General features: G+C 72.7%; 17 protein-coding genes and 2 pseudogenes. 10 read left to right on the forward strand and 9 right to left on the reverse strand.

All coding sequences use genetic code 11. From position 1 onward, the window contains the following. Positions 1-45 precede the first annotated feature (45 nt). The 6 genes from ABD331_RS58790 to ABD331_RS58815 all read right to left on the reverse strand — a co-directional run bounded on the left by ABD331_RS58790 (position 46) and on the right by ABD331_RS58815 (position 7,385). Positions 46-546, reverse strand: coding sequence for a PNPOx family protein (locus ABD331_RS58790; RefSeq protein ID WP_344495996.1), 501 nt, complete (start codon positions 544-546; stop codon positions 46-48). Between the two features lie 7 nt (positions 547-553). Beyond that, positions 554-682 carry a dsRBD fold-containing protein gene (locus ABD331_RS58795; protein ID WP_344495998.1) on the reverse strand — a complete coding sequence of 43 codons (129 nt, stop codon included), beginning with the start codon at positions 680-682 and terminating at the stop codon, positions 554-556. A 442-nt stretch (positions 683-1,124) separates the two neighbouring features. After that, positions 1,125-3,683, reverse strand: coding sequence for a M48 family metalloprotease (locus ABD331_RS58800; RefSeq protein WP_344496000.1), 2,559 nt, complete (start codon positions 3,681-3,683; stop codon positions 1,125-1,127). Between the two features lie 3 nt (positions 3,684-3,686). Next, positions 3,687-4,163: a hypothetical protein gene (locus tag ABD331_RS58805; protein WP_344496002.1), complete on the reverse strand. Its 477-nt coding sequence runs from the start codon at positions 4,161-4,163 to the stop codon at positions 3,687-3,689. A 43-nt stretch (positions 4,164-4,206) separates the two neighbouring features. Further along, the gene (locus ABD331_RS58810) at positions 4,207-4,557 is read right to left on the reverse strand and encodes a hypothetical protein (protein WP_344496004.1); all 351 of its coding nucleotides are present in this window, start codon (positions 4,555-4,557) and stop codon (positions 4,207-4,209) included. Positions 4,558-4,631: 74 nt separating this feature from the next. Next, positions 4,632-7,385 carry a helix-turn-helix transcriptional regulator gene (locus ABD331_RS58815; protein WP_344496006.1) on the reverse strand — a complete coding sequence of 918 codons (2,754 nt, stop codon included), beginning with the start codon at positions 7,383-7,385 and terminating at the stop codon, positions 4,632-4,634. 306 nt (positions 7,386-7,691) lie between these two features. On the opposite strand from ABD331_RS58815, the gene ABD331_RS58820 reads away from it, so the two are divergent. The 3 genes and pseudogenes from ABD331_RS58820 (at position 7,692) to ABD331_RS58830 (ending at position 9,785) form a co-directional block, all read left to right on the forward strand. Next, entirely contained in the window at positions 7,692-7,838 is a 147-nt protein-coding gene (locus tag ABD331_RS58820) for a hypothetical protein (RefSeq protein WP_344496008.1), read from the forward strand. A 314-nt stretch (positions 7,839-8,152) separates the two neighbouring features. Then, a pseudogene (locus ABD331_RS58825) lies at positions 8,153-8,448 on the forward strand (oxidoreductase); the annotation flags it as partial. Between the two features lie 140 nt (positions 8,449-8,588). Beyond that, the gene (locus ABD331_RS58830) at positions 8,589-9,785 is read left to right on the forward strand and encodes a patatin-like phospholipase family protein (protein WP_344496010.1); all 1,197 of its coding nucleotides are present in this window, start codon (positions 8,589-8,591) and stop codon (positions 9,783-9,785) included. A gap of 50 nt (positions 9,786-9,835) precedes the next feature. Here ABD331_RS58830 and ABD331_RS58835 read toward each other — a convergent pair whose 3' ends face one another. After that, positions 9,836-11,974: a hypothetical protein gene (locus ABD331_RS58835; RefSeq protein WP_344496012.1), complete on the reverse strand. Its 2,139-nt coding sequence runs from the start codon at positions 11,972-11,974 to the stop codon at positions 9,836-9,838. Beyond that, the gene (locus ABD331_RS58840; protein WP_344496014.1) at positions 11,971-13,041 is read right to left on the reverse strand and encodes a ComEC/Rec2 family competence protein; all 1,071 of its coding nucleotides are present in this window, start codon (positions 13,039-13,041) and stop codon (positions 11,971-11,973) included. The genes ABD331_RS58835 and ABD331_RS58840 overlap by 4 nt, the downstream gene beginning before the upstream one ends. Positions 13,042-13,171: 130 nt before the next feature. Here ABD331_RS58840 and ABD331_RS58845 point away from each other — a divergent pair, with 130 nt between their 5' ends. From ABD331_RS58845 to ABD331_RS58855, 3 genes are read left to right on the forward strand one after another with little or no spacing between them, the layout of a single operon-like run. Continuing rightward, on the forward strand, positions 13,172-14,455 hold the full coding sequence (locus tag ABD331_RS58845; RefSeq protein ID WP_344496016.1) for a CHAT domain-containing protein: 1,284 nt from the start codon (positions 13,172-13,174) through the stop codon (positions 14,453-14,455). A 14-nt stretch (positions 14,456-14,469) separates the two neighbouring features. Further along, the gene (locus ABD331_RS58850) at positions 14,470-16,149 is read left to right on the forward strand and encodes a CHAT domain-containing protein (protein WP_344496018.1); all 1,680 of its coding nucleotides are present in this window, start codon (positions 14,470-14,472) and stop codon (positions 16,147-16,149) included. Continuing rightward, positions 16,146-17,354, forward strand: coding sequence for a hypothetical protein (locus ABD331_RS58855; protein ID WP_344496020.1), 1,209 nt, complete (start codon positions 16,146-16,148; stop codon positions 17,352-17,354). The genes ABD331_RS58850 and ABD331_RS58855 overlap by 4 nt, the downstream gene beginning before the upstream one ends. Here ABD331_RS58855 and ABD331_RS58860 read toward each other — a convergent pair. Next, positions 17,330-20,185, reverse strand: a complete 2,856-nt coding sequence (locus ABD331_RS58860; RefSeq protein ID WP_344496022.1) for a hypothetical protein — start codon at positions 20,183-20,185, stop codon at positions 17,330-17,332. The two genes, ABD331_RS58855 and ABD331_RS58860, sit on opposite strands and share 25 nt — an antisense overlap. 293 nt (positions 20,186-20,478) lie before the next feature. Between ABD331_RS58860 and ABD331_RS58865 the strand changes: the two genes are divergently transcribed. The 4 genes and pseudogenes from ABD331_RS58865 to ABD331_RS58880 form a co-directional block, all read left to right on the forward strand. Then, positions 20,479-22,287, forward strand: a complete 1,809-nt coding sequence (locus ABD331_RS58865; RefSeq protein WP_344496024.1) for a hypothetical protein — start codon at positions 20,479-20,481, stop codon at positions 22,285-22,287. Between the two features lie 594 nt (positions 22,288-22,881). Continuing rightward, entirely contained in the window at positions 22,882-23,124 is a 243-nt protein-coding gene (locus ABD331_RS58870) for a hypothetical protein (RefSeq protein WP_344496026.1), read from the forward strand. A 160-nt stretch (positions 23,125-23,284) separates the two neighbouring features. Beyond that, the gene (locus ABD331_RS58875; RefSeq protein WP_344496028.1) at positions 23,285-23,554 is read left to right on the forward strand and encodes a hypothetical protein; all 270 of its coding nucleotides are present in this window, start codon (positions 23,285-23,287) and stop codon (positions 23,552-23,554) included. Between the two features lie 239 nt (positions 23,555-23,793). Then, positions 23,794-24,182, forward strand: a pseudogene (locus tag ABD331_RS58880) (NACHT N-terminal helical domain 7-containing protein); the annotation flags it as partial. Positions 24,183-24,233 lie beyond the last annotated feature (51 nt).

Consider the following 24,233-nt stretch of genomic DNA (forward strand, 5'->3'; position numbering starts at 1 on the left):
GGTCTACGCTGTGGCTCGCGGCCACCGCACGATCTTTCGTTGTCTTCACAAACCATGAATGATCACGCGGTGGCCGTCGCCATGTGACCTCGACCCCTCAAGATCGCGAAGTGTCACTGGAGTACTAAGTTGGAAGAGGGGGTGGCGAAGGGCCTCGGCGACGGACTCCGTCACGGGCCTGTCCTTGCCCGCCTGGAAGTACGGCCGGGTCGCGACGGCGAGGTAGCGCTTGAGCGCAGGTCCGGCCTCGTCCGGCTGCAGCTCCGGAACGGTGTAGTCGCGATGGGCATGCCCGCGGCGTAGCGTCACCCGCCCGGCCACGTGGACGTTGGCCACCCACAGGATGGCACTGTAGAGGGCGAGCAACCACTGCCGCCAAGTCCGCCGTACGACGACGCCCAGACGGCCGCGCGGCAGGCCGGTCCTGCGGCCCGGGGTGATCAGCGGGTCGGCCGGTCCGGCGCCGAGCCAGGTGAGCGTCCTGAAGATCCCGTAGCCGATGCGGTCGGCGCTGCTTCTGCGGTACTTCCGCACCGCCTTGAACATGAGGTGCTCACCAGGAACGGCTCGGCGTCGGCGGGTCTGCGAGCTCGGTGATGTCACGTTGCGTGATGACGGCGAGTTTGCTGGCGAGGTCCGCCAGCGCGCGTGAGGCCGCCAGTTCGTCGCCGATCTCGGGCACCGCCAGGTCGGCCGGGTTCCGATGGGCGTGCCGGCCGGTCCTGGCCGTCCCGGGTGTTCAGCACCGCCTGGGCGTGGGTATCGTCGCCATCCTCGGCCAGGTAGATCTGTACCGTCCACTGCTTGGCTTCCGTCTACGATCCTCCATCACAACAGGCTCGTGTGTCTCCAGCACACCCCCCAGCTGTGGCGTGGGACAGAGGCGAACGTCCCGACATGGTGTGACGAGCACAGGGTCGCATGGGGCGGCGTCGTCAGTCAGCCGGCACCAGGGGCCGGCGTGAGCATCGGAGATGAGGGTAACGGCTGCGCACGGGGCCGATGAGGCGCGCTTTTGCCCAGGTCGGCGTCGCCGTCCACATCGAGGCGCTCCTCGATGGAGTGGACCTCAGCGGCACAGTCGTAGCTGACGTCCCGCCGGAGGCCGGGCCGGACCCGGCGGGTCAGCCCAGCCGGATGTGGCAGGCGGCGTTGACCGTCCGCAACCCCTCGGCCCACTTGGCGGCGTCGCTCGCGTCGAGGCCGTCGAACATGGCCAGGACCCCGCTCTGTAGCTCCTCGTCGTCGGCGAGGATCGCGGGCGCCAACATGTCGGTCAGCCTGGCCCGCTGGCCGGCTGGGGACAGGGAGTCCAGGTCGGCGATCAGCCGGCGTTGCAGCGCGCACACCTCGGTGACGGCCTGCGAGGTGAGCACCGCCGTGCCGTCCGCCTCCACCCCGGCGGAACCGCCGGGGTGCTCGGTGGCAGTGATGCCGCCGCTGAGCAGCACGATCAGCACGACTCCCGCGGCGAGGGCCCGCCCGAGCAGCACGAGCGGCCCGGCGCACGCGGCCCACCACGACCGCAGCGCGCCCAGCACCTTGCCGGCACCCAGCCCGGCCAGCGCCGCCGCGAGCGCGACGGCCGCGCCACCGGTCACGATCCTGCCGGTCTCCAGCCGGACGAAGGGCGCGGTGAACTGCCAGGCGCACGGGCCGGGCGCCAGGCTGAACTCGGGTACGCAGCCGCCGAAGGAGATGATCGACAGCTCTGCCACGACCATCAGCGCCCCGGCCACGAAGGCGGCCATGCAGGCGAGCAGGACCGGGTGTTCCCTTCGCCGCGCGGCCAGGTGCGCGGCCACCGGCAACGCCACGGCCACCTGCGCCGCCCATGCCGCGGCGACGTGCCAGTATTCCGCGAGGAGCAGGAACTCGGCTCTCGTCCTGGTGCTCTCCGGAAGCTGATGGTGAAGGAAGGCGCGTGCCGTCAGCAGCGCCACCGCGTAGAGGAACGCTCCGGCCAGCCCGGCCGGCACCGCCACGGTCGCCGAGGGGCGCGCCCGGGGCGCGGCCAGCGGGATCAGCCACAGCGCGATCAGGCCGACAGCCGTCAGGTCGCGCTGTGACAGGTCCAGAGCCAGCGGGTGATCCACGACCAGCCACATCGGCCACGGTCCTGGCCAGGCGTGCTGCCCCCACGCCTCGAAGTCGTCCCTGGCGAGTCGTTCCAGGTGCGGTAGCAGGTGCCGCGCGTCCACCAGCAGGGAACGCAGACCCAGCCAGAGCGCGAGCAGGGTGGCCGAGGCCATCAGCAGGGGCACGTAGAACAGCGCCGCCTTGCGGGAGCCGGCGGACGGGTACCAGGCGCGTGCCGTGGCGGCGATCCACCCCGCCATGAGAACGGCTACGCCGACCAGGCACAACGCCGCCACGGCGCCGGCCGGACCGAAGCCGGCCGCCCCCACCCCCCGCATATCGGCCACATCCGCGCCCGGCGTGCCGGAGGCCGTCAGCGAACCGGTGACGGCGGCGGCCACCGACAGCGGCTCGCCCAGCACCAGCCCGGCGCCCAGCCCCGCGCCCGCGATCCAGGTGCCGTGCGGGCGCAGGCCCAGAGCGGCGGCGTACGCGGCGGACCGCCACAGGGCGATGCCCACCACCCCGGCGGCGAGCGGCGTGAACGCCGCCGCGGCCAGCCATCTGGTGGTGAGCGGGTCCGACGTGCCGACCACGAACCAGATGAGCGTCACCAGGTTCTCGTAGGTGACCGTGACTACCACGCCCGCCGAGAACGCCTCCCAAAACCCGGGCCGAAACAGCCGCGCCGCGTCGTCGAGCGTGGCCAGCCTGACCTGGGGAGCGGGATGCGTGGCGAAGAACCGGCGCGCGGCCGGCTGCGCGGGCAACCGGGCGATCACCCTCCGGATCGCCCCACGAGAGCCCTCCCAGCCGTCGGCCCTGAGATCGGCATACAGCTCACGGGACCGCAGCACGGCGTTGCGGGTCAGGAAGACCAACGTCATCAGACAGGCCAGCCGCCAGGCCACCCCCGGCAGCACGGCAGGCTCGTCCGCCAGGATCAGCAGCAGGGGAAGGACCGCGACCAGCAGGAAAGCCCGCCAGATCCCGATGGTGAGGTAGGTGATGTCCAGATCCCGGTTGCGCAGGTGAGCCAGCTCGTGCAGCAGCACGGCCCGGAACGCCTGCGGGTCGAGCCGGTGCCTGACGAGGAGCCCGGCGTCGATCTGCACGTACCGCCGCCCGACGTGGCCGAAAGCCACCCCGCTCGCCCCGGCCCTGGTGCTGAGGAGGAACGTGGGCGGCCGCGGCAGCCCAGCCCTGGCGACCAGAGCGTCGAGCTCGGCTGCGAGCTCCGGGGCGTCGCGCAGCGGCGCCAGCCGGCGTCGGCGGATCCGCCAGGCCGGCGTCATCCAGTAGATCGCCGCCGTGACCACGACCATGACGGCCAGCCCGGCCGCCACCCACAGCGCCTTGCGCGGCTCGGCGGGCGACAGGCACTCGGCCAGCGACGTGGCAGCCTCCTCCAGCCGCCGGCCGAGACCCGCCGGGCGGGCCGCCGCGGCTGCGCAGGAGCGGAAGAGCGGCCACTCACTCGGGGCGAAGTGCAGGTAGACCAGGTTGAACGCGAACACGGCGCTGCCCAGCGCGGCGGCGACGAGCAGCAAGAAACGCAGGGTCGTCTGTGCCGGAAGGGCGAACGGGTCCGGCCGGGCCGTCATGGGTCAGTCCGGCGTGATGGTCAGGCTGCCGCGCAGTGCGTCGGCGAGCAGCTCGGCCTGCTGCGGATCGAGGCCGAGCTGGACCGCCTTGTCGCGGGCCAGGCCATGGACGCGGTCGAGCTGGCCGGGGCTCAGCGCCGGGACCGCGAGTTCCGCCGCGTCCTCTTGGCGCAGCACCAGCCTGCGCAGGAGCCGCAGCCCCGCCAGCCCTCTGGTGGCCACCGCGCCGGCGAGCTGCTGCGCCAGCTCGTCCACCAGCGCGGCGGTCACCTGAAGGACGATCGGGGTGAGCAGGACGACGGCGGTGTCCAGCCCGAACCCGAGCGGATCCTCGCGCCCGGAGGCACCGCGCCTGCGCCGGCCCTCGAAGAATTGGTCGGACATGGGCTGGACCAGCGGCAGCTCCTCGGGTGCCGCTCGCGTGATCACCTGCCGGGTGAGCTCCCGGACGATCTCCTGGGTGCCAGGATCGCCGGCCATTGGGAACCTCCTCAGGAATGACATGTTCGCACCGGCGGCGCTGTCACCAGGGATCGAGGTTCGGAGGCGGAACCTTGATCGGGGTGTCAGGGCAGAGCGGGTCGCCGGGGAACGCGCAGGGGTCAGTCTCCTGCTCCTGTCCTGGCTCTGTGTATTCCGGCTCTGTGTATTCCGGCTCTGGGTACTCCGGCTCAGGTTCCGGTTCGGTGGTGAACTCCGGCTCCGGCTCGGTGACCTCGGGCTCGGGTTCGGGCTCCGGCCAAGCCGGAGTGCCGGCCTCGGTCGGTACGATCACAGGCCCCGTTTCCTCCGCGGGCTCCTGGCACCCCGTCCCTCCCAGGAGCAGCACGAAGGCGATGCCGATGCCGAGCATCGGACGCTGGATGGCTCTCACGATGTCCCCCCGTGATGTGGCTACTCCCATTGCGCCCCAGGAAGGACGACGGCCGAATCAGGGGCGACCCCTAGTCATGACCGCAGCGCCACACTGAGATCGGCACGGGAGCCGACCCCGAGCTTCCTGTAGACGCGGCTCAGGTGGTACTCGACGGTCTTCACGCTCACGAACAGCCGCTCGGCGGCCTCCCGGTTGCTCGCCCCCTCCGACACCTGGAGCGCCACCTGCAGCTCCTGCGGCGTCAGCAGATCCGCCCCCGAAGCGGCCCGGGCGGGCATCCGCAGCCCGGTGGCCTCCAGCTCGGCATGCGCCCGAGCCGTCCAGCAGTCGGCTTCGAGGGCGCTGAACGTCCGCCACGCCGCCTGCAGCTGCTCGCGAGCCAGGGAGCGCCGCTTGCGGCGGCGCAGCCGCTGCCCGAAGCACAGCCGGGTGCGTGCCAGCTCGAAGGGGCGCCCGGCCAGCCGATGGTGATCCAGGGCACGCTGGAAGTGCTCGTCGAACTCCTCGGCCAGGAGCCCGCGGCAGCGCGAACCCGTGGCGCGGACGATGGCCGTCTGCGTCTGCTCGCCGATGCCGGTGAGCAGGTCGATCACGACTCGCGCATCGGCGTGCCGGCCGCGCTGGATGTAGGCCTCGGCCAGCTCAGGCGCCCACTGGAAATGGGTCATGTTGCGGATGCCGAACGCCAAGGCCAGCTCGCGAGCCTGCTCCAGCTCGGTGATCGCCTGCTCGACGTGTCCGAGGCCAAGCTCCAGATGGCCGAGCACGCACTGGGTGAGCAGGTCGAAGATGCGAGCCCCCGAGACCGCCACCTGCTGTCGTACCAGCTCGACGTAACGGCGGCACTCAGCCTCCTGCCCGCGTGAAGCGGCGATCCAGGCCAGCACATGCTGGTTGTTGGCGATCTCGTTGTCCAGCCCGCAGTCCATCGCCAGTTGCTCGGCCTGCAGCGCGCCCGCGTGAGCCGCGCGCCACAGGCCCCTGCGGAAGTCGATCAGGGCCTGCTCGCCGATCGGCCAGATCATCAGTCCGGCGGCGGCACGCTCGGTGGCGACGCGCGTCAGCGTCCGGTGGATGCGCTGGGCGTCGTCGAAGCGTTCCAGGATCGTGTACGCGTAGGCGACGTCCCCCAGCAGGGGCAGGATCTGGGGCGGTGGCCGGCCGTCGAGGTCGAGCTGCGCGAACGCCACGTCCAGGAGTTGCTCGCCACCGGGCTCTCCGAGGAGGGCCAGCATGCCGCCGAGCATGCACTGGCCGTAGAGGGCGTAGGGGCCACCGACGGCTCTGCCGAGGTCGTCGGCCCGCCGGGCTGCTGCCAGCGCCTCTTCGCCGCGCCCGGCGAACACCGCCGCCGGGATGGCGCTCGCCAGCAGCACGAGCGCCAGGTCGGGGCGGCGCTCCTGGAGGCGGGCGGCCTCCTCGACCAGGCCGGAGTAGGCGTCGAGCGGGTTGCCGCGCCGCGATTCGAGCCGCCCGCGCAGCGCCTGCACTTCGCACCGCACCTCGTCCTCCACCGTGGCGAAGCGCTGCGCCCGCTCCAGCAGCCCGCCCGCCCGGGCACTCTGACCGGCGTGGAAGGCGGCCGAGGCGGCACTCAGCAGCCTGCCCGCCTGTTCCCTCCGCCCTGCGCTGAGCCGGGCCGCCCGCTCGTAGGCCGTGGCGGCGGAGGCGTATCCGGACACGCTGATCGCACGCACCGCGCACTCCTCCAGGGCAGCGGCGACGTCCTCGTCCGGCCCGTACGCGGCGGCGGCCAGATGCCAGACTCTCTGCTCCCTGGCCTGCAGACTCGTGTCGGCCCCCAGGGCGGCGGCGATCGCGCGGTGCGCCGAGCGCCGCTCGCTCGGTGCGGTCCGCTGTACCAGCGCGGAACTGATCAGGGGATGGCGGAACTCCACCACGCCGGAGCCGACAGAGACGAGCCGCACGTCCTCGGCCGGAGCGAGCCGCGTCAGATCGAGGTTCTCGCCGGCCAGCACAGCATGCAGCACCTGCGTGTCGGGCTCTTTGATCAGCGCGACGAACAGCAGGGCACGGCGCGTGCCGGCCGGTAACCGGTCGATCTGCTCCCCGTACGCCTGCTCCAGCACCGAGCCGATCGGCAGCGGCTCGGCGCTCGAACCGAGGTGATGCAGCCGCTCGGGGTCCAGATCGGCCAGATCCACCAGGGCGAGCGGATTGCCCCGGACCAGCTCGGCCAGCCTGCCTGCCTCGGCGGGCCTCAGCCGGGTGCCGCGCTCGGCGAGCAGGTGCGCGGTGGCGGTGGCGTCCAGGCCGGGCAGACGCATGCGGGGGAAGCCCACTGGCTCGGCCTCCCCGCCGTCACGAAGAGCGAACAGAAAACCGACCGAGTCGTGCCGCAGTCGGCGGGCGGCGAACACCAGCGCCTGAACCGACTCGGCGTCCATCCACTGGACGTCGTCGAGCAGTACCAGGGACGGCCGCTCCGCCGCCAGGGCCGACAGGACGTTGAGCACGCCGAGACCCGTGGCGAGACGGTCGAGCCCGGTGGCGGGCGCCTCGTCCACGGCCAGCGCTGCCCGCAGAGCCACCCGCTGCGGCGGCGCGAGATCCGCCTTGTCCCAGGGGATCGCGCCGAGCAACTGCGTCAGAGCGGCGAACGGCACATCGCCTTCCGCGCGCACACCCCGGGCCTGCAGGATGAGCATGCGGCCGGCCGCGGACCGGGCGGCGTAGGCCAGCATGGCCGTCTTCCCGATGCCCGCCTCGCCAGTGATGACCAGGTGAGCGCACAGACCAGTCTCGACAGAGGCGAGCAGACCGTCGATCGCCGCACACTCGGGTGCCCGTCCGAATAACGCCATGGCCGGAGTCCGTCGGTTTCGTGGAAGTGGGGAAGCTCGTCCTTGGGCACCTGCCAGCGTAACAACTCTTTCTGGGGCGAACTGAGACGACGGAGCACCTTCTGCTCCGCACCGCTTGCGGAAGCCGTCCCAAACGGCCAGCTCAGGCAGACTTCGCGGAAGGCTGGCTTGAACGGCTGGCGCAGCTCCTTGCCCCTGCACCTCCTCCCGCCAGGCACGCACTGAACCGGAGGAAAGCCCAGGTCCTGCGGCTGTGACCATGCTGAACGACTCAACGAACTCTGGGGTATTACTCAACAGGGCTGGGTGGCGCCGACGGTGGTCAACGCGCTGAGCAGGCCGAAGTTCCTGCGCTACTTGCTGGCGGGGGTCGACCTGGGCGAGGACGGTCAGTACCGCACGATCATGGCCCGCACGATCAAGTACAGGGTCGCGATCCCGGGCTTTGAGTAGCTGACGGATGAAGGGGGCGCACGTCCACGTCCGGCGACGCCTCAACGCCAACGGCGCGTTCGCCAAGACCCGGCAGCCGCGGGCGATCCCGGTGGACGAGGTCACGATCGAGCTCTGTGCGCACTACCAGTTCGAGCGGGCCTCGATCGCAGGGGACACCGGGGACGCAGATCGCCGCGATCCGCACGGTCAGCGTTGCGGCCCAGCGTCAGACCGAGCAGCGGCCGCGGCGTGGGAAGGCGACGGCATGAACCCCGGCCCGGCCGAGGAGGCCCTCGACGACGGCGAGGAAGCCCTGCAATCCGACATCGACCCGCGGCGTCGACCTGCTGGACGTCTCCAGCGGCGGCAACGCCCCGGCGCCAGGGTCGTGGCCGGCCCCGGCTACCAGGTGCCCTTCGCCCAGCGGGTCCGCGACGAGGTCGGCATGCCCGTGGCGGCGGTCGGCCTGATCACGGAGTCCGCCCAGGCCGAGGAGATCGTCGCCTCGGGCCGGGCGGACGCGGTCCTGCTCGGCCGCGAGTTCCTGCGCGACCCGTACTGGGCCCGCCGCGCCGCCAAGGAACTCGGCGGCGAGGTCGCCGCCCCCGCCCAGTATCACCGCGCCTGACCCTCCCGGCGGCATCGATCCGGCCGCCCGATCTCCATGGCGCGCCTGTCGACCAGGGCGGCTTCCTGTGCACAATGGAATGGCCTGGCGAGGGCGTCTCCTCGCGGGTGGTGTTCCGGGTCGATGCCGCGGGTGCGCAGATGAGCGATGACGTGATCCAACCGTCGACGAAGGCCGCTGCGCGAACGCGCCGGGCCCGCACACCGCCGACGGGCGACCAGGAGCCGTCGGGAGCGGCTCCCGCGCCGGCACCGGGGCCAAGGGCTCGCCCCCGGGTCGGGCTCGCACTGTCGGGTGGCGGGTTCCGCGCCACGGCGTTCGGGCTCGGCGCCCTGCGGGCCCTGCACGACCGGGGCATCCTGGGCGACGTCACGGTCGTCTCCGGCATCAGCGGTGGCAGTCTCCTGGCCGCCATGTGGGCGTACGGCCCGGAGAGCTTCGCCGACTTCGACGCCGGGGTCACCGACCTGGTCACGACCGGCCTGCACTGGGAACTCGCCCGGCGGGCACTGGCGCCGAGAGCCGTTCTGGCCGCCGGCGTCAGCCTCATGACAGCCGTCACGGGCAGGCCGCGATCGAACACGCGGACCGAGGCGCTGGTGCGAGCCCTCGCCGCCCGGCCGTTCGGGCGCCGCCGGCTCGGCGACGTCACCCGCTCCGGTCTGGCGACGATCATCTCGGCCACGGACCTGGCCACGGGCAACGCCGTCAGATTCGGCAGCCGGGTCAGCTCGCTCTCCCCCGTCGGGGACATCGCCGAACCCGTCCTCGTGGCCGACGCGGTCGCCGGTTCGGCGGCGTTCCCGGCCCTGCTCCCGCCGCTGAACCGCACTTACACCTTCGTCGGGCGCGACGGCACGCGGGAACGCAGGACCTTGCTGATGACCGACGGCGGCGTGTACGACAACCTGGGGCTCACGCCGCTGCTGCCCGGCCGCTCGGCCGCCCACACCAGCCACGTCTACGACCTCGACTACATCATCGCCGTGGACGCGGGACAGGGCAGGAGGGTCCGCACCGCGCCGAACTTCATGCTCGGCCGCCTCAAGCGGAGCTTCGAGATCGCGTACGGCAAGGCGCAGGACGGGTCACGGGCACGGCTCAACCAGGCCGCCGAGGCGGGCGCGCTGAAGGGCTTCGTCAACACGTACCTGGCCACCCGCGACGAGCGGCTCCCCGTCCCGATCGCCGGCCTGGTGCCCCGTGAGGCGATCATCGACTACCCCACCGACTTCGCCCGCATGACACCGGAGAATCTGCGACTCACGGCGACCCGCGGTGAGCAGCTCACCCGCGCCCTCGCCGCGCACTACTGCCCGCAGCTCGGCGCGGTCTGAACGGTCGCCAGTGCCCTGCTCGATGCGGGCGGACGCGGAAGGCGAGGTCCTTACGGGCCGGCGTCGTCAGACGGTCCTCCGCCGACCGGCAGGTCCGTGGCGAGCAGCACGCCTCGCCCGGCTTCCAGCACGCGCACCGCCTCCCGCGGCGAGCCGAGTTTCGCCAGCGTCAGAGCGGCGCCGGCCGGCAGCCGTTGAGCGTCGCGAAGCCACGCCTCCCTGCCACGGCGGCCCTCCTGCCGGCCGGCCAGCCTCCAGACCGTGGCGAGCCCGCGAAGGCAACCCTCCGCCGATGCCAGCCAGTCCGCCCACGTTCCCGCCGCGTGTCCCCAGTTCCACCCGGCGGACACCCCGGCGGCCGGGTCGGACTCGGCCGCCAGCGCCCAGGCCTCTTCGAACGCGGTCAGCGCGGCGTCCCGATCCCGGGCGTCGCCGCGCGCTTGCGCTCTCCTGGCCAGGCCGTAGCCGAGGTTTTGCAAATGCCGGGCGTACAGGGGGGCTGTGCGGGGTGTGTCGGCCACCGATTCGCGCAGCAGTTCGACCGCCTGGTCGAACAGCCCGGTGCGACCGGTGGCCAGGAGGCAGGCGCCGTGGAGGCCGAGCCGGGCCGGGCGGTCGGGCGCGTCGGCGGGGGTCGCGGCGACCGCCGCTCCGGCAAGGACGATCGCCCGACCCAGGTCCGCCGCCCGGCCCAGGGCGGCGGTCTGATCCAGGTCGGTAGCCTGGTCCAGACCGGTGGCCAGCGGGCCGAGCCGGTGCCGCTGCAACAGGGCGGTCGCCAGCAGCGCCACGTAGCCGGCCCGCGCCGGCGCGTTCACGGGAGCGGCCGCGACGACCTCGGTGAGTAGCCGCACGGCATGGTTGAGGAGTTCGAGCCCGCCGTCACGGTGGGCGCGCTCGCGCAGGGCGTCGGCGAGGTTCGCCAGCCGGACGAGCCGCCGGGGGGCGTCGTCCGGGGTGGACCGGACGGCCTGTTCATAGACGTCCGAGACCTCAACGAGTTTCTGGAGGTCTCCTGTGGCGTCGTAACCGCTGGAAAGGGCCGCGGCGAGATTGTCCAGCGCCATCGGCCGCCGTACGGCGTTCGCGCCGGCGACCGCGGCGCGGGCGTGAAAGATGGCGCTGTCCAGCGTCGCGGCGTCACCTGTGACCGCGAAGCCGGCCAGGAGGACGGGAGGGAACTGCCCGATCACGCCGGCCAGGGCGGGGCCGTCCAGGTCACGCGCCATCCCGGTGGCACGCCGCAGGTCGCTGGGGTCACCGGTCAGCTCGTGGCGCCGGGCGAGGGCCGCGCACAGGCCCCCAGACGACTCCCGCGCCTCGGCCGAGCCGGGATGCTCCTCGCTCACGGCCTGTTCGTACAGGTCTACGGCCAGATCGAGGTCCTCGCACCGACCGTCGGCCTCGAACCGCTCCATGAGCGCGGTGGCCCGGTTGGTGAGGGGCATGCCGCGCCGCTGCCCGTGGCGGCCCGCCAGTTCGGTCGCGAGCATCAGGTGTTCCACCGCGCGGTCCAGGAACTCGCGGCGGCCCGTGACTCGCCACGTCTCGACCGCGCTCAGCCCGAGGTGCCCCCATCTACGGTACTCCGCCGCGCTTCCTGGCGCCGTCTCCCTCAGCGCTGCGCGATAGTCCGCGTCCGCGGCGCGCAGGAACTCCGTGTCGGCGCTGGCGTGGTACTGGTCCATCCGCAGATGGCCTCTGGTCGTCCACGCCATGGCACGGGCCGGTGCGCCGGTCGCCGCCACGCATTCGTCCAGCAACTCCAGCGCGGCGCCGAAGTCCTCGTCGCCGGGCGGCCGCCCCGCCGCGCGCAGCCGCAGCGCGGCGGCCAGGTTGAGCTTGGCGGCGACGCGCCGGGCGGGCTCCGTCGCGAGTTCGATCGCTTCCCGGTAACACGCGATGCCCTCGCCGAGGCCGTCCGGCCCGGGATCCTGCTCCGCCTGCCGCAGGAAGGCGTTGCCCGCGTCGATGAGCAGCCCCGCACGCGTGCCGGCCGGCATCAGCCGCATGCCGGGATGAACCAGAGCCTCGCGCCACAGCCTTACCGCCGTCCTGATCGCGGCCGGATCTCCCGTCGCGGCATGCTCGCGCAGCGCGTGGTAGGCCGCGTGGGCGGCGGCTTCGGCCTGCCGCAACGGCAGGGCCGCCGCGTCGTCTCCGGCGGATCGGTCCTGGCTCGCCGTCATGATGTCGCGCCTCCGCTCCGCACGGGTCCGGTGGTCTCGACGCGGCCGGCGGAGACGCGCAGGGTGACGCCCGGCCGGTCGCCACGGGGCAGCAGCGTGCGGAAGCCGAAGCGCGCCGACTCCGCGTCGTCGCCGTAGGGACTGGTGGTGCGGCTGCTGTAGTTGAAGACCAGCGTCGACCGGGGCCGGCCGGCCACGATCCTGGCGATCGCCCGGCGGTCGGGGTGAGCGTGCCGGGCCCCGCTGGTGGAGAAGAGCCAGTGGTCGCAGGCGAGGTGGGAGACCAGATCGGTGCTCACGTTGCGGGCGCTCCCATGGTGGGGCACCTTGCACACGTCCAGGGCGACAGGGGTGCCTTCGCCGAGGCGGCGCAGGCCGTTCAACAGCGCCTCGGCGGGGGAGTCCGCGGCGAAGAGGATCCGGCCGCCGTCTTCGTGCTCGGCGATGAACGCGATGCTCGACCCATTCGCAGCTGTGGTGTCCGGCGTGTACGGCGCGCTCGCCAGGTCGGCGAGCGGTGTGGCCGCGTCCTCGTCCGTCATCCGCCGGCCCTCCAACGGCGGCAGCAGGTCGGCGAGGACATCCGGCCAGGCGGCGTCGAGCCGGGCGAGTGCCCGCCGATCGGGCGCGAGCAGCGTGAACGTCAGCCCGGCGAACCGCACGGCCGGCAGGTCCCCGCGGTCGGGCACCACTACGGCGCCGCCGCCGAAGGCGGTGTTCCACGGCGTTCCCGCCCTGTCCAGCAGTACTTCCAGGCGGTCGCCCTGGCGTGGGCCGGCGATGTCCTGCCGCAGGTGACGGCGCCCGTTGAACCAGACCTGGCCCACCGACAGACCGGGCGGCGGCTGCCCGAACAGCGCGACGAGCCCGTCGATGTGATCGACGTCGATGTGGGTGCATACGATCAGGTCGATGTGCCGGTCGTCCTCCGGCAGCCGGTGCAGCCGCTCCAGCAGGACCGATCCTCGCCCGCCGTCCACGATCATCCGCCGGGTGCGGCCGCGGTGTGCCCATTCCACCCACAGGCAGTCGCCGTCCGCGGCGGGAAGCGCTTCGATGGATATCACGGTGTACTTCCGTAACGTGGCCCTCTATCGGTGAATTGTAGTCAGACCGTCGCCCCTCCGCAGTGGCATTGGTTAGCATCGTCATCGCTCCGGCTCTCTGTCCCGAAGTCCGCCATCGCGGGAGATGCCCTTGAACGAGGATCCGCTGGACGAGGTCCGGGCCGCACGCGACGAGCTGGAACAGGTGATCGAGGAGATCCGGGCCGTCCCCGGATATGGCGATTTCCTCCGAGCGCCGACCTTCGACGACGTCGCGAGCGCTGCCGAGCATGAGCCACTGGTCTACCTGGCCGCGACCGAGTTCGGCGGGCTGGCCCTGATCGTGCGGGGTGAGGCCGTCGAGCACGTCCCGCTCGACGAACTCACCACGATGGAACTGCAGGACCAGGTGGCCGCCTACTTCGCGGCCTACGGAGCCTTTCGCGAGAACAAGGATGATCCGGACGCCGTCCTGCGCTGGCGGGCCACCGTCGACGACGTGACGGACTGGCTCTGGACCGACGTCATGCGGGAGGTGATGGCGAGGCTGCGCCCCGCCAGCAGTGCCGTGCTGGTCGCGGGTGGGCTGCTGGGGCTGCTGCCGTTGCACGCGGCCTGGACGGCGACCGGCGACCCCGAGCGTCCCCGCCGCTATGTGATCGACGAGCTCATGGTGAGCTATGCCCCCAACGCGCGCTCGCTGAGCAGGGCGCGCAGGCTCGCCGCCAGACCGGCCGGAAGGCTGCTCGCGGTGCTCGGCCCGAAGTCGGACCAGGACTCCGCGTTCGCCTCCGCGCCGTCGGAGTCACAGGTGGCGGCGGCGCACTTCGGCGCCGCCGCCGCGGTCGTCGAAGGCGGGGCGGCGGGCATCGGCGGCGTCGCCGACGCCATGAGGGACGCTGACGTGGTGCACTTCGCCTGTCACGGCTTCGCCCGGCTCGCCTCCCCGCTCGACAGTGGTCTCGACCTGGCCCCTGAGCAGGCACTCACCCTGCGCGAGGTTTTCGCGCTCGACCTCACCTTGCGCCTGGCCGTCCTGTCCGCCTGTGAGACGTCGATGCCCGGCACGGAGCTGCCCGACGAGGTCGTGTCGCTCCCGACCGGCCTGCTGCAGGCGGGCGCCGGCGGCGTGGTGGCGTCGATGTGGCTGATCGACGACCTGCCGACGCTCATCCTCATGATCGAGTTCTATCGCCGCTGGCGGGTGGAGGGCGAGGCTCCGCGCGCGGCGCTGCGGCAGGCTCAGTGCTGGTTACGCGATACCCCCAACGGTGAGATCGTCCGCGTCTACGAGGAGGCGCTCGAAGCCGGGGCCGGCTGGCTGCCGCACGAGGCCGCGATGGTCGTGCTCAGCGACCTGATGATGCGCCCCGCCCGGGAGCGGACCTACTCCACCATCGACGCGTGGGCCGCGTTCGCCTACATCGGTGCCTGACGAAGGGGGGCGCTGTGACCGACTCCGAGGTGCGCCGGCTGGCACGGGCCGCGCTCACCCTGCTCGACCTTCTGCTGCCGGATCGGGAAGCGGCGGGGCGCATTCGGCGGGATCTGACCGCGGCGCTGGCACTGCCGCCGGTCAGGGGAGAGTACCGCCTGCTCAAGGTGCTCAGCAGCGACCCCGTCCTGGCCGAGTGGATGCTGGAGCAGCGCGGACGCACCTTTCGCGACACCCCGCGGCATTTGATCGTCTCCCTGCCCGAGCAGATCGGCGTGGGCCACGAGTTCAGCGTGGTGGTGTGGTTGTCGCAGTCACCTGGTGATCACCGGCTCTCCGGCCGGCTCGACCCCTTCGGCGCATCGGGCAACGGCTCCGCAATCACGGTCACGGTGGAGGCGCCCGGCCTGGTCTTTCTCGAACACCAGCGCCTGCGCCTCCCCGTGCCCGGCGACGGGGACTCCGCGCCGGTGGAGTTCGGCCTGCGCGGCCTCACCACGGGCACCCACAACGTACGCGTGCGCGCGTTCGAGGCGGGAAGGTATCTGGGCGGCGTGGTGACGACGGTCAAGGTGCACGAGAGCGCCGTTCCCGGCCCGACGAGGAGGGAGCGCGGAGAACTGCCGCCCCCGAGCCGCCGGCCCGGGCAGGCGACGCTGGAGGTGTCCGCGCTATCCGGCGGCGACTACAGCCTCCGCCTGCTGGCCCCGGGGGCCGACGAGCGCGGCGTCCGCAAACACCTGGGCGGTGAGCCGCGGAAGCTGGTCGAAGAACTCGTCCAGGAGCTGGGCAGGCTCGCCATGGACAAATCCCCCTTCAAGACGCGGGCCGCCAAGAACGAACGGCTGAAGAACCTCGGCGTCGGCCTGTGGCTGGGGGCCGTCCCGGACGAGATCCGCGAGCAGTTCTGGCAGATCGCGGACGACATCTCGTCCTTCGCGGTGGTCAGCTCCGCCGACGTCCTGCCCTGGGAACTGCTGTATCCCATGGACGGCTCCCACGACCGGGGCTTCCTGATCCAGCAGTTCCCGGTGACGCGCGGCATCGACGGGCAGCCGCCGGAGTTGCACCTGCCCCTCCGCAGTGCCGCGTACGTCACCTCGAAGCTGATCCCCAAGGCGGCCGCCGATGAGTTCCAGCGGATACGGCAGCGGCTGGGGCCTAGCGTGCGGGACCGGGGGCAGATCACCACGCTCACCCAGCTCACCGCCACGCTCGGCGCGCCGCCCAGCGTGCTGCACTTCGCCTGCCACAACGACTTCAGCGAGGAGAGCGGCTCGGTGCTCAGCATGCACGAGGGCCCGTTCCGGCCGAGCGACCTCGCGACGGTGGTCGCGCGGCGCTCCCTTCGCGGAGCGAAACCCCTGATCTTCTTCAACGCCTGTCGCACCGCCGAAGAGGTGCGGCGGCTGAACCGGCCCATGGGCTGGGCGAGCGAGTTCATGGCCGCCGGAGCCGGTGCCTTCCTCGGCACCCTGTGGCCGGTGCGCTCCAGCTCGGCGCGGCTGTTCGCCGACGCCTTCTACGACGCCTTTGCCGCCGGGGGCGGCAGGAGACTCGGCGAGGCAGTGCGCCACGCCCGCGACCACGTGCGGAACGAGGACGGCGACCCGACCTGGCTGGCCTACACCGTCTACGGAGACCCGGACGCGACGGCCGGCGCACCGGCCGGCGGCGCGCGGGCGAAGGCATGACCGGTCCCGGCTCCCTGGCGGAGCTCCGGGAGCGCGAGTACCTGTGCCGCCAGGAGACCGGTGCCCTGCGCGCCAGGATCTACGCCGGCCCCGCCGCGGCCCGATCGTCCGGCCTGCTGGCCGAGCTCTCACGGCAGGAGGCCCTCTTGGGCGAGCTGTCCGCTCAGCGGGCCCGTGTGGAGAGCGAGCGCGACGAGCAGGCGGAGGAGGTACGCGGCCGGCTCAGCACCGGTCTGGAGGTGGACGTGCGGTTACGCATGTCCCACGTGCCGACGGCGATCTGCCACCTGTTCGATCCGGCACGCCGGCCGCTGGTCTCCGTCCACGTGGCGAACGCCAAGGGACTCGAGACCCGGCGGATTCGCGTCACCTCCTACGTCGACGGCTACTCGGCGCGAGCCGTCGACACCGTCGAACTCGACGACGGGGATGAACAGACGATCGACCAGTTCCCCACCATGTTCCCCGCGAAAGTGCGGACCGTCACCGAGCTGACGGCCGCCACGCTCAACGTGCTCGTCGAGGATCTGGACGGCAGACCGGAGTTCCACACGACCCGCGTCGTACGGCTGCTGGCTCGCACCACCGCGCCGCTCGCGGTCGTTGACCCGTCCACACAGGCGCTCACCGACCTCAGCGGGTACCTCGGTGCTTTCGTCACGCCTAATGCGGCCGAGGTCATGAGCTTCGTCCGCACCGCCGCGGCGCACCACCCGGGCGAGCGCCTCGAGGGCTACCAGGCCAGCCCGGAGCAGGTCGAGCCGCAGGTGAGAGCGGTGGTCGCGGCGCTCAGAGAGAACGGCCTGCGCTACGTGAACTCGGTGACCGCATTCAGCCCCGACGACGGCGGCCTGCGCCAGCGGGTGCGGCTGCCTCGCGAGAGCCTCGCCGACCGGCAGGCCAACTGCGTCGACGCCACGGTGCTGCTGGCGAGCCTGCTGGAGGCGATCTCGCTGAGTCCGGCGATCGTCGTGGTCCCCGGCCACGCGCTACTGGGCTGGGAGACGTGGCGGCTCAGCGACGAATGGCGCTACCTGGAGACGGACGTGCTCGCCTCGGCGACGTTCGAGGAGGCCCGCGCGGAGGGGGAGCGCCTGGTGGCCCAGTACCGGCCGCCGGACCCGGCCGTGAACGACCCATTCCGCCTGCGCCGCTGGCCGCTGCGGGTGCTCAGGGCCGCTCACGGCGTGACCCCCATGGAGTGACGCGCGGCGACGGCCTCCCGGTGGGCGCGGGCCAGCGCGCGCTCGTAACGGGCCGCCAGGTCGTGGCGCCCCTGGGCGCGGAGGCGGCCGGGCAGCGCGCGGGTCTCCAGCGCCTCCGAGAGCATGAGGGCCCGGCCCGCGTCCAGGGCGGCCACCGCCTGGCCGGGCGTCCCGCAGCGGACCCGGGCGAAGGCTTCGGCGGCGTTGACGTCCTCGCCCCAGCGCAGCCAGGCCGCCTTGTGGGTGTTGTCGCGCTGGACGCCGAACAGCGCCCGGCGGGCCGTGGCGGCCTCGTGACAGGCGCCGGCGGCGTGCGGCCACAGCCCCGCTCGCGTCGCCCACTCGGCGAACGCCGTCATCGTGTGCAGCCGCACCACGGTGTGGCCCGCGCCGGCCGCGGCCGCTCGCTGGAAGGCACGCAGCACCTCGGACCGGCGGGTAACGCCGAACCGGTCGTGCCGCTCCGCCAACGCCTGCGCGTAGTTGCCGAGCAGGACGGCCCGCGCCGGACGTCGGCCGCGAGTCCCGCGCAGCGCGGACCGATACACCTCGACGGCCCGGTCGTGGTCCGCGCGGCGCCCGCTCGCCGTGGCGCGCAGGTGGAGTGCCGACGCGAGGTTGGCCAGCGCCGTCCTGCGGTCCGTCGCGCCCCCGGCCGGCGCGACCAAGGCCTGCTCGTACAGGGCGATGACGCGGCCCAGGTCAGCGGCGTCGCGGTCGCGCTCGTACCGCAGCTGCAGCGCGGCCGCCAGCGTGGTCAGGAAGGCGGGCCGGTGCGGTGAGGCCGCGGGGCAGAGGCGCACCGCCCGCTGATGAGTCTCGATCGCCTCATCGATCATCGCGTCGGCGGCTGTGTCGTCACTGTACTGATAGACGTCCTGCAGCACGATGCCCAGGTTGTTCAGGGCGGTCGGCAGCCTGGGCGATCCGGGCAGCTCCTGGGCGGCGGCCGCTCGGTGATGTTCCGCGGCCTCCTCCAGCTCATCCCATCTGCCCTCGACGAAGAAACGATCGTGCAGCGCCGCGGCAAGATTGCCGCCTGAACCCGCCGCCATGCCGGAGCTCCGTCCGCGCGCCCGCCGGGCGAGCCTGACCGCCGCCTCCTGGTCGGCACGGTCGCCGTCGCGCTCGTAGCGTTCCGACAGCAGGGCCGCGAGACTGTCCAGATGGGCGGCGTTCATCCCGTTCTCCGCCCCCTCATCCGAGCTGTCGTCATCCTCGACGCCGACCACGGCACTCATCAGCCGGATCGCGGCGTCGAGGTCGCGACGCCGCCCGAAGCGCAGGTAACGCAGGTGGATCAGCCGCGACAGCCAGCTCGTACGCGAGGCAGCGGCGGGAGCATCGGCGCCGCCCAGGCCGGCTCTGGCCGCCGCTATGCCCGCGGCCAGGTCGCCGGGGCGGCCACCAGCCTCGTAGCGCAGGGCCAGAGCGCGGGCCACGGCCGACGCGACGACCGCTCGTGACCTCGCCTCCCCGGCCGCCCGCAGGAAACTCAGCGCGGCCTCGACGTCCGCCGGGTCGCCCGCCGCCTCGTAACGGTTGAGCAGCGTGTGCGCCAGGTTAGCGCGCAGCTCGGGCGCGCGGGCGCCCGCAGGGCCCGACTCCGCGACGGCGTCGGCGAAGACCCGCACCGCCTCGTCCAGATCAGCGGGGTCCCGCCGCAGCGCCCAGCGGTGGTGCAACGCCTCGCTGAGATGATTGCGGTAGATCGCCGCCACGGGGCGGGCCGCGCCGTCGCGTACCGCGAGACGGGCGTGGCCGACCGCGAGGTCCACGTCGGCCGCCGCGCCGTGGCCCGTCTCCCAGCGGGCGAGCAGGCCGTACGCCAGCCGATCGTGGAAGGCCGGGCGGTACGGCGCGCGGGCCGGCAGCGCGGCGACCGCCTCGTCCCAGTGACGCACCGCAAGGTCGAGATCGCCGGGCTCGCCGGTGGACTCATAGCGGGTCATCAGCGCGGTCCCCAGATTGACCAGGTGGCAGGCCAGGTCCGGTGGGCAGGCCCCTGTCGCCACCGCTTCGCGCGCGAGCGCCACGGCACGATCCGCGTCGGCGAGATCGTCGTCCTCGGCGAAGCGGTCCTGAAGGGCGGTGCCGTACTCGGTCAGCAGCATCGGGCGGACCATCACGCTCGTGCCCGCGAGGTCGAGAGCGCGTTCGTACCGGCGAGCGGCCTGATCGAGCAGCCTCCGCGGGCCGCGCGCGAGATAGAGCTCCTGCTCGCATGCGGCCAGCTGGCCCAGGCACGACGCCAGGACGAGCGGCTCGCGGCTTGCCCTCACGGCCCGCCGGGCGATGGCGAGCGCGCACGGCAGGTCGTCGTCGTCACCGTTGAGCCGATAGCGTTCGAGGTGAGCGCGGGAGAGGTCCAGCAGACGTCGCCCCGGCTCCAGCCACAGCGGCCCCGTTCCCGCGTGCGACGGGCGCCCCGCGCCCAGCGTGATCGCGCGGTCGAGATCGCTCACATCGCCGTCACGGGCGCACCGGCGCAGCAGAACGGCGCCCGTCACCGCTTCCCAAGCGCCGTCGAAGCTCCCGCCGTCGAAGCTTCCGGCGGCCTCAAGCTCGCGGCGGGGCTTCGTGTGCGACTCCGACCCGCCGTCAAGGATTCCGCTCGCCTCCGTCAGCGCGATCGCGGCATCCAGGTGAGCGTCCTCGCCGGTGCGGTCGTAACGCGACAGGAGCAGCCAGACCGCCGTGGAGGCGGCGTACGGCGTCCGGTCGGGCAGGCGATCGGCCAGCGCGCCGGCCCCGTCGAGCCGGTCGACGTCACCCGTGCGCAGAAAGGCGAGCTCGGCCGAACGCAGTTCGGCGATGAGGTCGTCCGTCATCACCGTGTCCCTCCCGTCTCGCGGCGGGCGTCCTCGCGACGCGCCGGCAGCGGCCGGCCACGGCGTGGCCAACCGTCGTGCGGAAACACCTCACGGTTTCCTCCGGCCGCGCGGGCCACTGCCGGCAGCTCGGACGCCCGTGGCCGAGAATTCCTCCTGACATCCGGCTCAGCAGGTCCGGCCGGTCGGGATCACCGGGTGGTACGCGATCCAGTCGTGCCGACGCTCGGCGACGAAGCCGTCCTCATCCCTCTCGGTACGATTTTGCACGAGTTCTAGACGCGGGAGGAAGCATGAGCCACGATCCTGCTGACGCGGACCTTCGCCTCCTGATCGAGGCGTTCGCCGCGGCCGAGTCCTGGAGCGAGTCGCGTGACCTCGTCCTGGAACATCCCCGGCTCCTGTCGGCCCGCGCCGACGCGATGCTTGCGGAGTATCCGCCCGTTTACCGGGAAGTCCTGGCACGGGCCCGGCACGTGGGCGTCCGCCAGGCGTTCGACGAGGTGTCCACCCAAGGCGTGCCCGAAGGGCTGCGCACCCTGTGCCTGGCCGCGATCCGCGCCCGCGAGGCCGCCGAGGTCAGCGGCGACGAAGGCGAGCGCGACGAGGTCGTCCGCCTGTTCTCGCGCCTGGTCTCCGACCCGCGCTTCGCCGAGGCCACGCCCCACATGCGGGCCACCATGAACTACGTGCTGGGACTGGCCGCCGTCGAACGCTTCTACGTCCGGGACGCTCCCGAGGATCTCGACCTGGCCGTCGCCGCCTTCGCCGCCAGCGCGGACGTCGTGCCCGAGCCCGACCATCTCACCGCGCTCGGCAACGTCCACGGCCTGCGCTACGAACGCGGCGGAGAGACCGCCGACCTGCTGGCCGCCATCGCCGCGGGCAGGCGGGCCACCGCCGCGCAGGGCGGAGGCGACGCTTCGGTGGCCTGGCACGACCTGGCCGTCAACCTCGGGATCTGGTATGAGCTCGAAGGCAGCCCCGAGACCCTGGACGAGGCCGTCGTCATCGCCACGCGCGCCACCCGCGCCGACGCCGACCCGGAACTTCTTTCGGCGTTCCTGAGCACTCTCGCCAACTGCCTGATAATCCGGTACGAGCACCGGGGCGCCCTCGCGGACCTGCACGCCGCCATCGACACCGCGCGCCGGGCGATCGACCTGGACGACGGCGGCCCGGAGTCCGCCACGCTGCACGCCAGTCTCGGCGGCCTGCTACACCTGCGCTTCGCCCGCGACCGCCGTGCCGCGACCCTGGCGGAGGCCGCCCTGGTGCTGGAGCAGGCCTCCGCCGCCCTCGCGCCCGGGTCCCTGCCGGCCGCCATCTGCCTGGGACAACTAGGCAACGTGCACCTCAGCCGCTTCGAGAACGGAGAGGACGCGCTGCCCGCGGCGCGGGACGCCTTCCAGCGGGCCGTCGCGGGATGCCCGCTCGGCTCCCCGCACAGCGCCCACCTGTGGAACGGCTTCGGCCTCGCCCTCCTTCACAGCGGCGAGCTCGATGCGGCCATGACGGCCTTCGGCAGGGCCGGAACGGACGACCCGCTGGCCCGGGGCAACCTGGCCACGGCCCACCGGCTGCGCCACGACGCTCTGGGCGACCCCGCGGACATCGAGGCCGGACGGGCGCATTTCACCTTCGCCGTCCACAGGGCTCTCGTCCGGCAGCCGGAGATCGCGCTGGACGTGGGCTCGCGGTGGGGGCGATGGGCGATAGCGCGCAGGTCGTGGCCCGAGGCGGCGCGGGCGTACCGGGGGGCGGTCGTGGCGGCGCGGCGGCTCTTCCTGGCTCAGCACGAGCGCGGGGCCTGGACGTCATGGCTGCTGACCGAGGGGGACCTGGCCGCTCAGGCCGCGTACGCCTTCGTCCGCGCCGACGCAGAGAACGGGGACGAGGCAGCGGAATCAGACAGGGTGGAGCATGCGGGCGGAGCGGTGGAGGCGGTCGTGGTGCTGGAGGGAGGCCGGGCGCGGGTGAGCGAGGAGGCGCTGAACGACCCCGCCAGGCTCCGCGCCCGGCTCGGCAGCCTGGCCGATCGCTACGCCCTGGCGTCCAGAAGGGCCCGCGCCGCCGAGAACGGCAACACGGGCGTGCCCTGACGGTGACAGGCCGCCCGGCGCGGACGGCCGGACGGGCTGGTCTTGAGGGAGTGGCGACCCGTCCGATGCGGACGGGCCCCTTGTTACCCGCGGTGACCGTGGAACCGGCGCGCCTGCATGGCGACCAGTTCGGGCGGCGCCGGCGAACGGGCCGGCCTGGTCGGCGGGCAACGCCTGCAACGCGGCCTGGCATCGCGTGTGCACCTCAGAAGTGCTTCCTGCGCGCGGTGGAGATGCGCCGGCTGGCCCGCGACGATAGCTGCGCCTAGTACTTCAACGGCGAGTTCCTGCACCACGTCCCCGAGATCGCGTTCAAGGTCGACGGGTCGGTGCAGAAGACCGCGCACGTCGTGGCCGGTAACGGCTTCGCGGTGGACTGGCCGCTGTGGGAGGCGGACTACGCCAAGTGCACGCCGTGCGCGCCCGGCACCGACTGCCACTGACCGCACCTGATCGAGGCACGGGGGCCGGGAGCATCACGCGTTCCCGGCCCCTACGGCATGCACCGGCATGGGGTGGGTGAATCTCCGGTGATCACCGGTGGCGCGCTGGCGTGACGCGGGTCCTGTCCCTCGCGCCCCAAGGTGCCCCGTCATGCCCACCGAGCCCGCCGCTATCACCGATCGCGTCGCCTACTGGGACCGCTACGCCACCGGCATCCGCAAGACCGACACACCGCAGGCGGCGCTGAAGAACGCCTTCGGCTGGACCCAATATGAAGGTCACGGCCCCGGCGACGAACTGCTCGGCGATCCCGGCACGGCGCTGGAGCTCGGCTCCAGCCGCGGTCACGCGGTAGCGGCGCTGGCCACGGCATCCACCAGGCCCAGGGCCTGACCATCGCGCTCAGCCAGCACCTGCGTCACGGCGCCGACCTCGGCGCCGCCCTGGCCGGATGGCAGGAACGCTTCCTGCCCGCCGTCCATCACGCGCTCCACCTGGGACCGCATCTGGGCGCCGCCATGGGCCTCGGCCCGAACCCCGCACCGGTTCCCGCATGAGCGGTCGCTACCGGCCAGCCCGGGACATCCGCCCGGGCTGGCACGTCCGCCTCGCCGCCCACCCCGCCGCGGCGGGGGAGTGGATGCCCGTCCGGCTGCGCATCGACACCGTCACTGACGACGGCCGCAAACGCATCTGGCTTCTCGGCGAGGGCCGCGCCGCCGTCACCCACGCCGACGCCCGGGTCTTCGCGCGAACACCAGACGAGATCGCTGCGGCTCGTGCTGGTGACGGCTCGGCCTCGCACCGGGGAACTGCCACATGACGATGCCGGACGCCGTACGAGACGATCTCACCGAGCTGCTCGGCTACCTGGGCTCGAACTCGCCGCGCCACAAGGAGACCTCCGTGTGGTGACCTTCCACACCGTCTCAGAACTCGCCCGCCTCCTGCGCGACGACCTCCACGATGCCGAGTACGGAAGACCGGCGTCCGCGAGCTTGCCGGACACGGACAAGCGGTGACACCGGGCACTGTGGCAGGTGCGTCGGGAAGCAGGCAGCGATGGCCACAACCCTGAGTTACGCCGATGCCGCCCGGCTCCTCGGCGGCCGCGACAACGCCGTGGTGAGCGCGCTGGACCAGGTCACCGGCGGCGTGCTGCCGACCGCGTCGGTGGCCGGCAGCCCGCTGGCGCTCAGCCTGTTCGACGCCCAGCAGCGGCTGGCCGGCCTGAGCACACGACTGATCAACAGCGTGGCGGACCGGCTGAGCGGCATCGGCCGATTGGCACGCGGCGAGCGGCTGCCAGCCGCGCACGCCGTCGTCGTGGTGACGGCTTACTTCGAAAGCCTGCACCACGTGGTGGCACCGATGAGCAGGTCGCGCTCGCCACCGGCGGACCTCCACCTGGTCCGCGGCTGCAAGAGCTGGCCCAGGCACTGTTCGACAGCCCCATCCCCTCACCCAGCCCCGCGCGGCCCTACGAGGACCTGCTGACAGCC

The organism is Nonomuraea monospora, from assembly GCF_039531895.1.
Classification (GTDB): domain Bacteria; phylum Actinomycetota; class Actinomycetes; order Streptosporangiales; family Streptosporangiaceae; genus Nonomuraea; species Nonomuraea monospora.

Coding starts and splice junctions, on each gene's coding strand:
- ABD331_RS58790 (WP_344495996.1), bottom strand. CDS start 546: ATGTTCAAGGCGGTGCGGAAGTACCGCAGAAGCAGCGCCGACCGCATC.
- ABD331_RS58800 (WP_344496000.1), bottom strand. CDS start 3,683: ATGACGGCCCGGCCGGACCCGTTCGCCCTTCCGGCACAGACGACCCTG.
- ABD331_RS58805 (WP_344496002.1), bottom strand. CDS start 4,163: ATGGCCGGCGATCCTGGCACCCAGGAGATCGTCCGGGAGCTCACCCGG.
- ABD331_RS58815 (WP_344496006.1), bottom strand. CDS start 7,385: ATGGCGTTATTCGGACGGGCACCCGAGTGTGCGGCGATCGACGGTCTG.
- ABD331_RS58830 (WP_344496010.1), top strand. CDS start 8,589: ATGAGCGATGACGTGATCCAACCGTCGACGAAGGCCGCTGCGCGAACG.
- ABD331_RS58835 (WP_344496012.1), bottom strand. CDS start 11,974: ATGACGGCGAGCCAGGACCGATCCGCCGGAGACGACGCGGCGGCCCTG.
- ABD331_RS58855 (WP_344496020.1), top strand. CDS start 16,146: ATGACCGGTCCCGGCTCCCTGGCGGAGCTCCGGGAGCGCGAGTACCTG.
- ABD331_RS58860 (WP_344496022.1), bottom strand. CDS start 20,185: ATGACGGACGACCTCATCGCCGAACTGCGTTCGGCCGAGCTCGCCTTT.
- ABD331_RS58865 (WP_344496024.1), top strand. CDS start 20,479: ATGAGCCACGATCCTGCTGACGCGGACCTTCGCCTCCTGATCGAGGCG.
- ABD331_RS58870 (WP_344496026.1), top strand. CDS start 22,882: ATGCCCACCGAGCCCGCCGCTATCACCGATCGCGTCGCCTACTGGGAC.
- ABD331_RS58875 (WP_344496028.1), top strand. CDS start 23,285: ATGAGCGGTCGCTACCGGCCAGCCCGGGACATCCGCCCGGGCTGGCAC.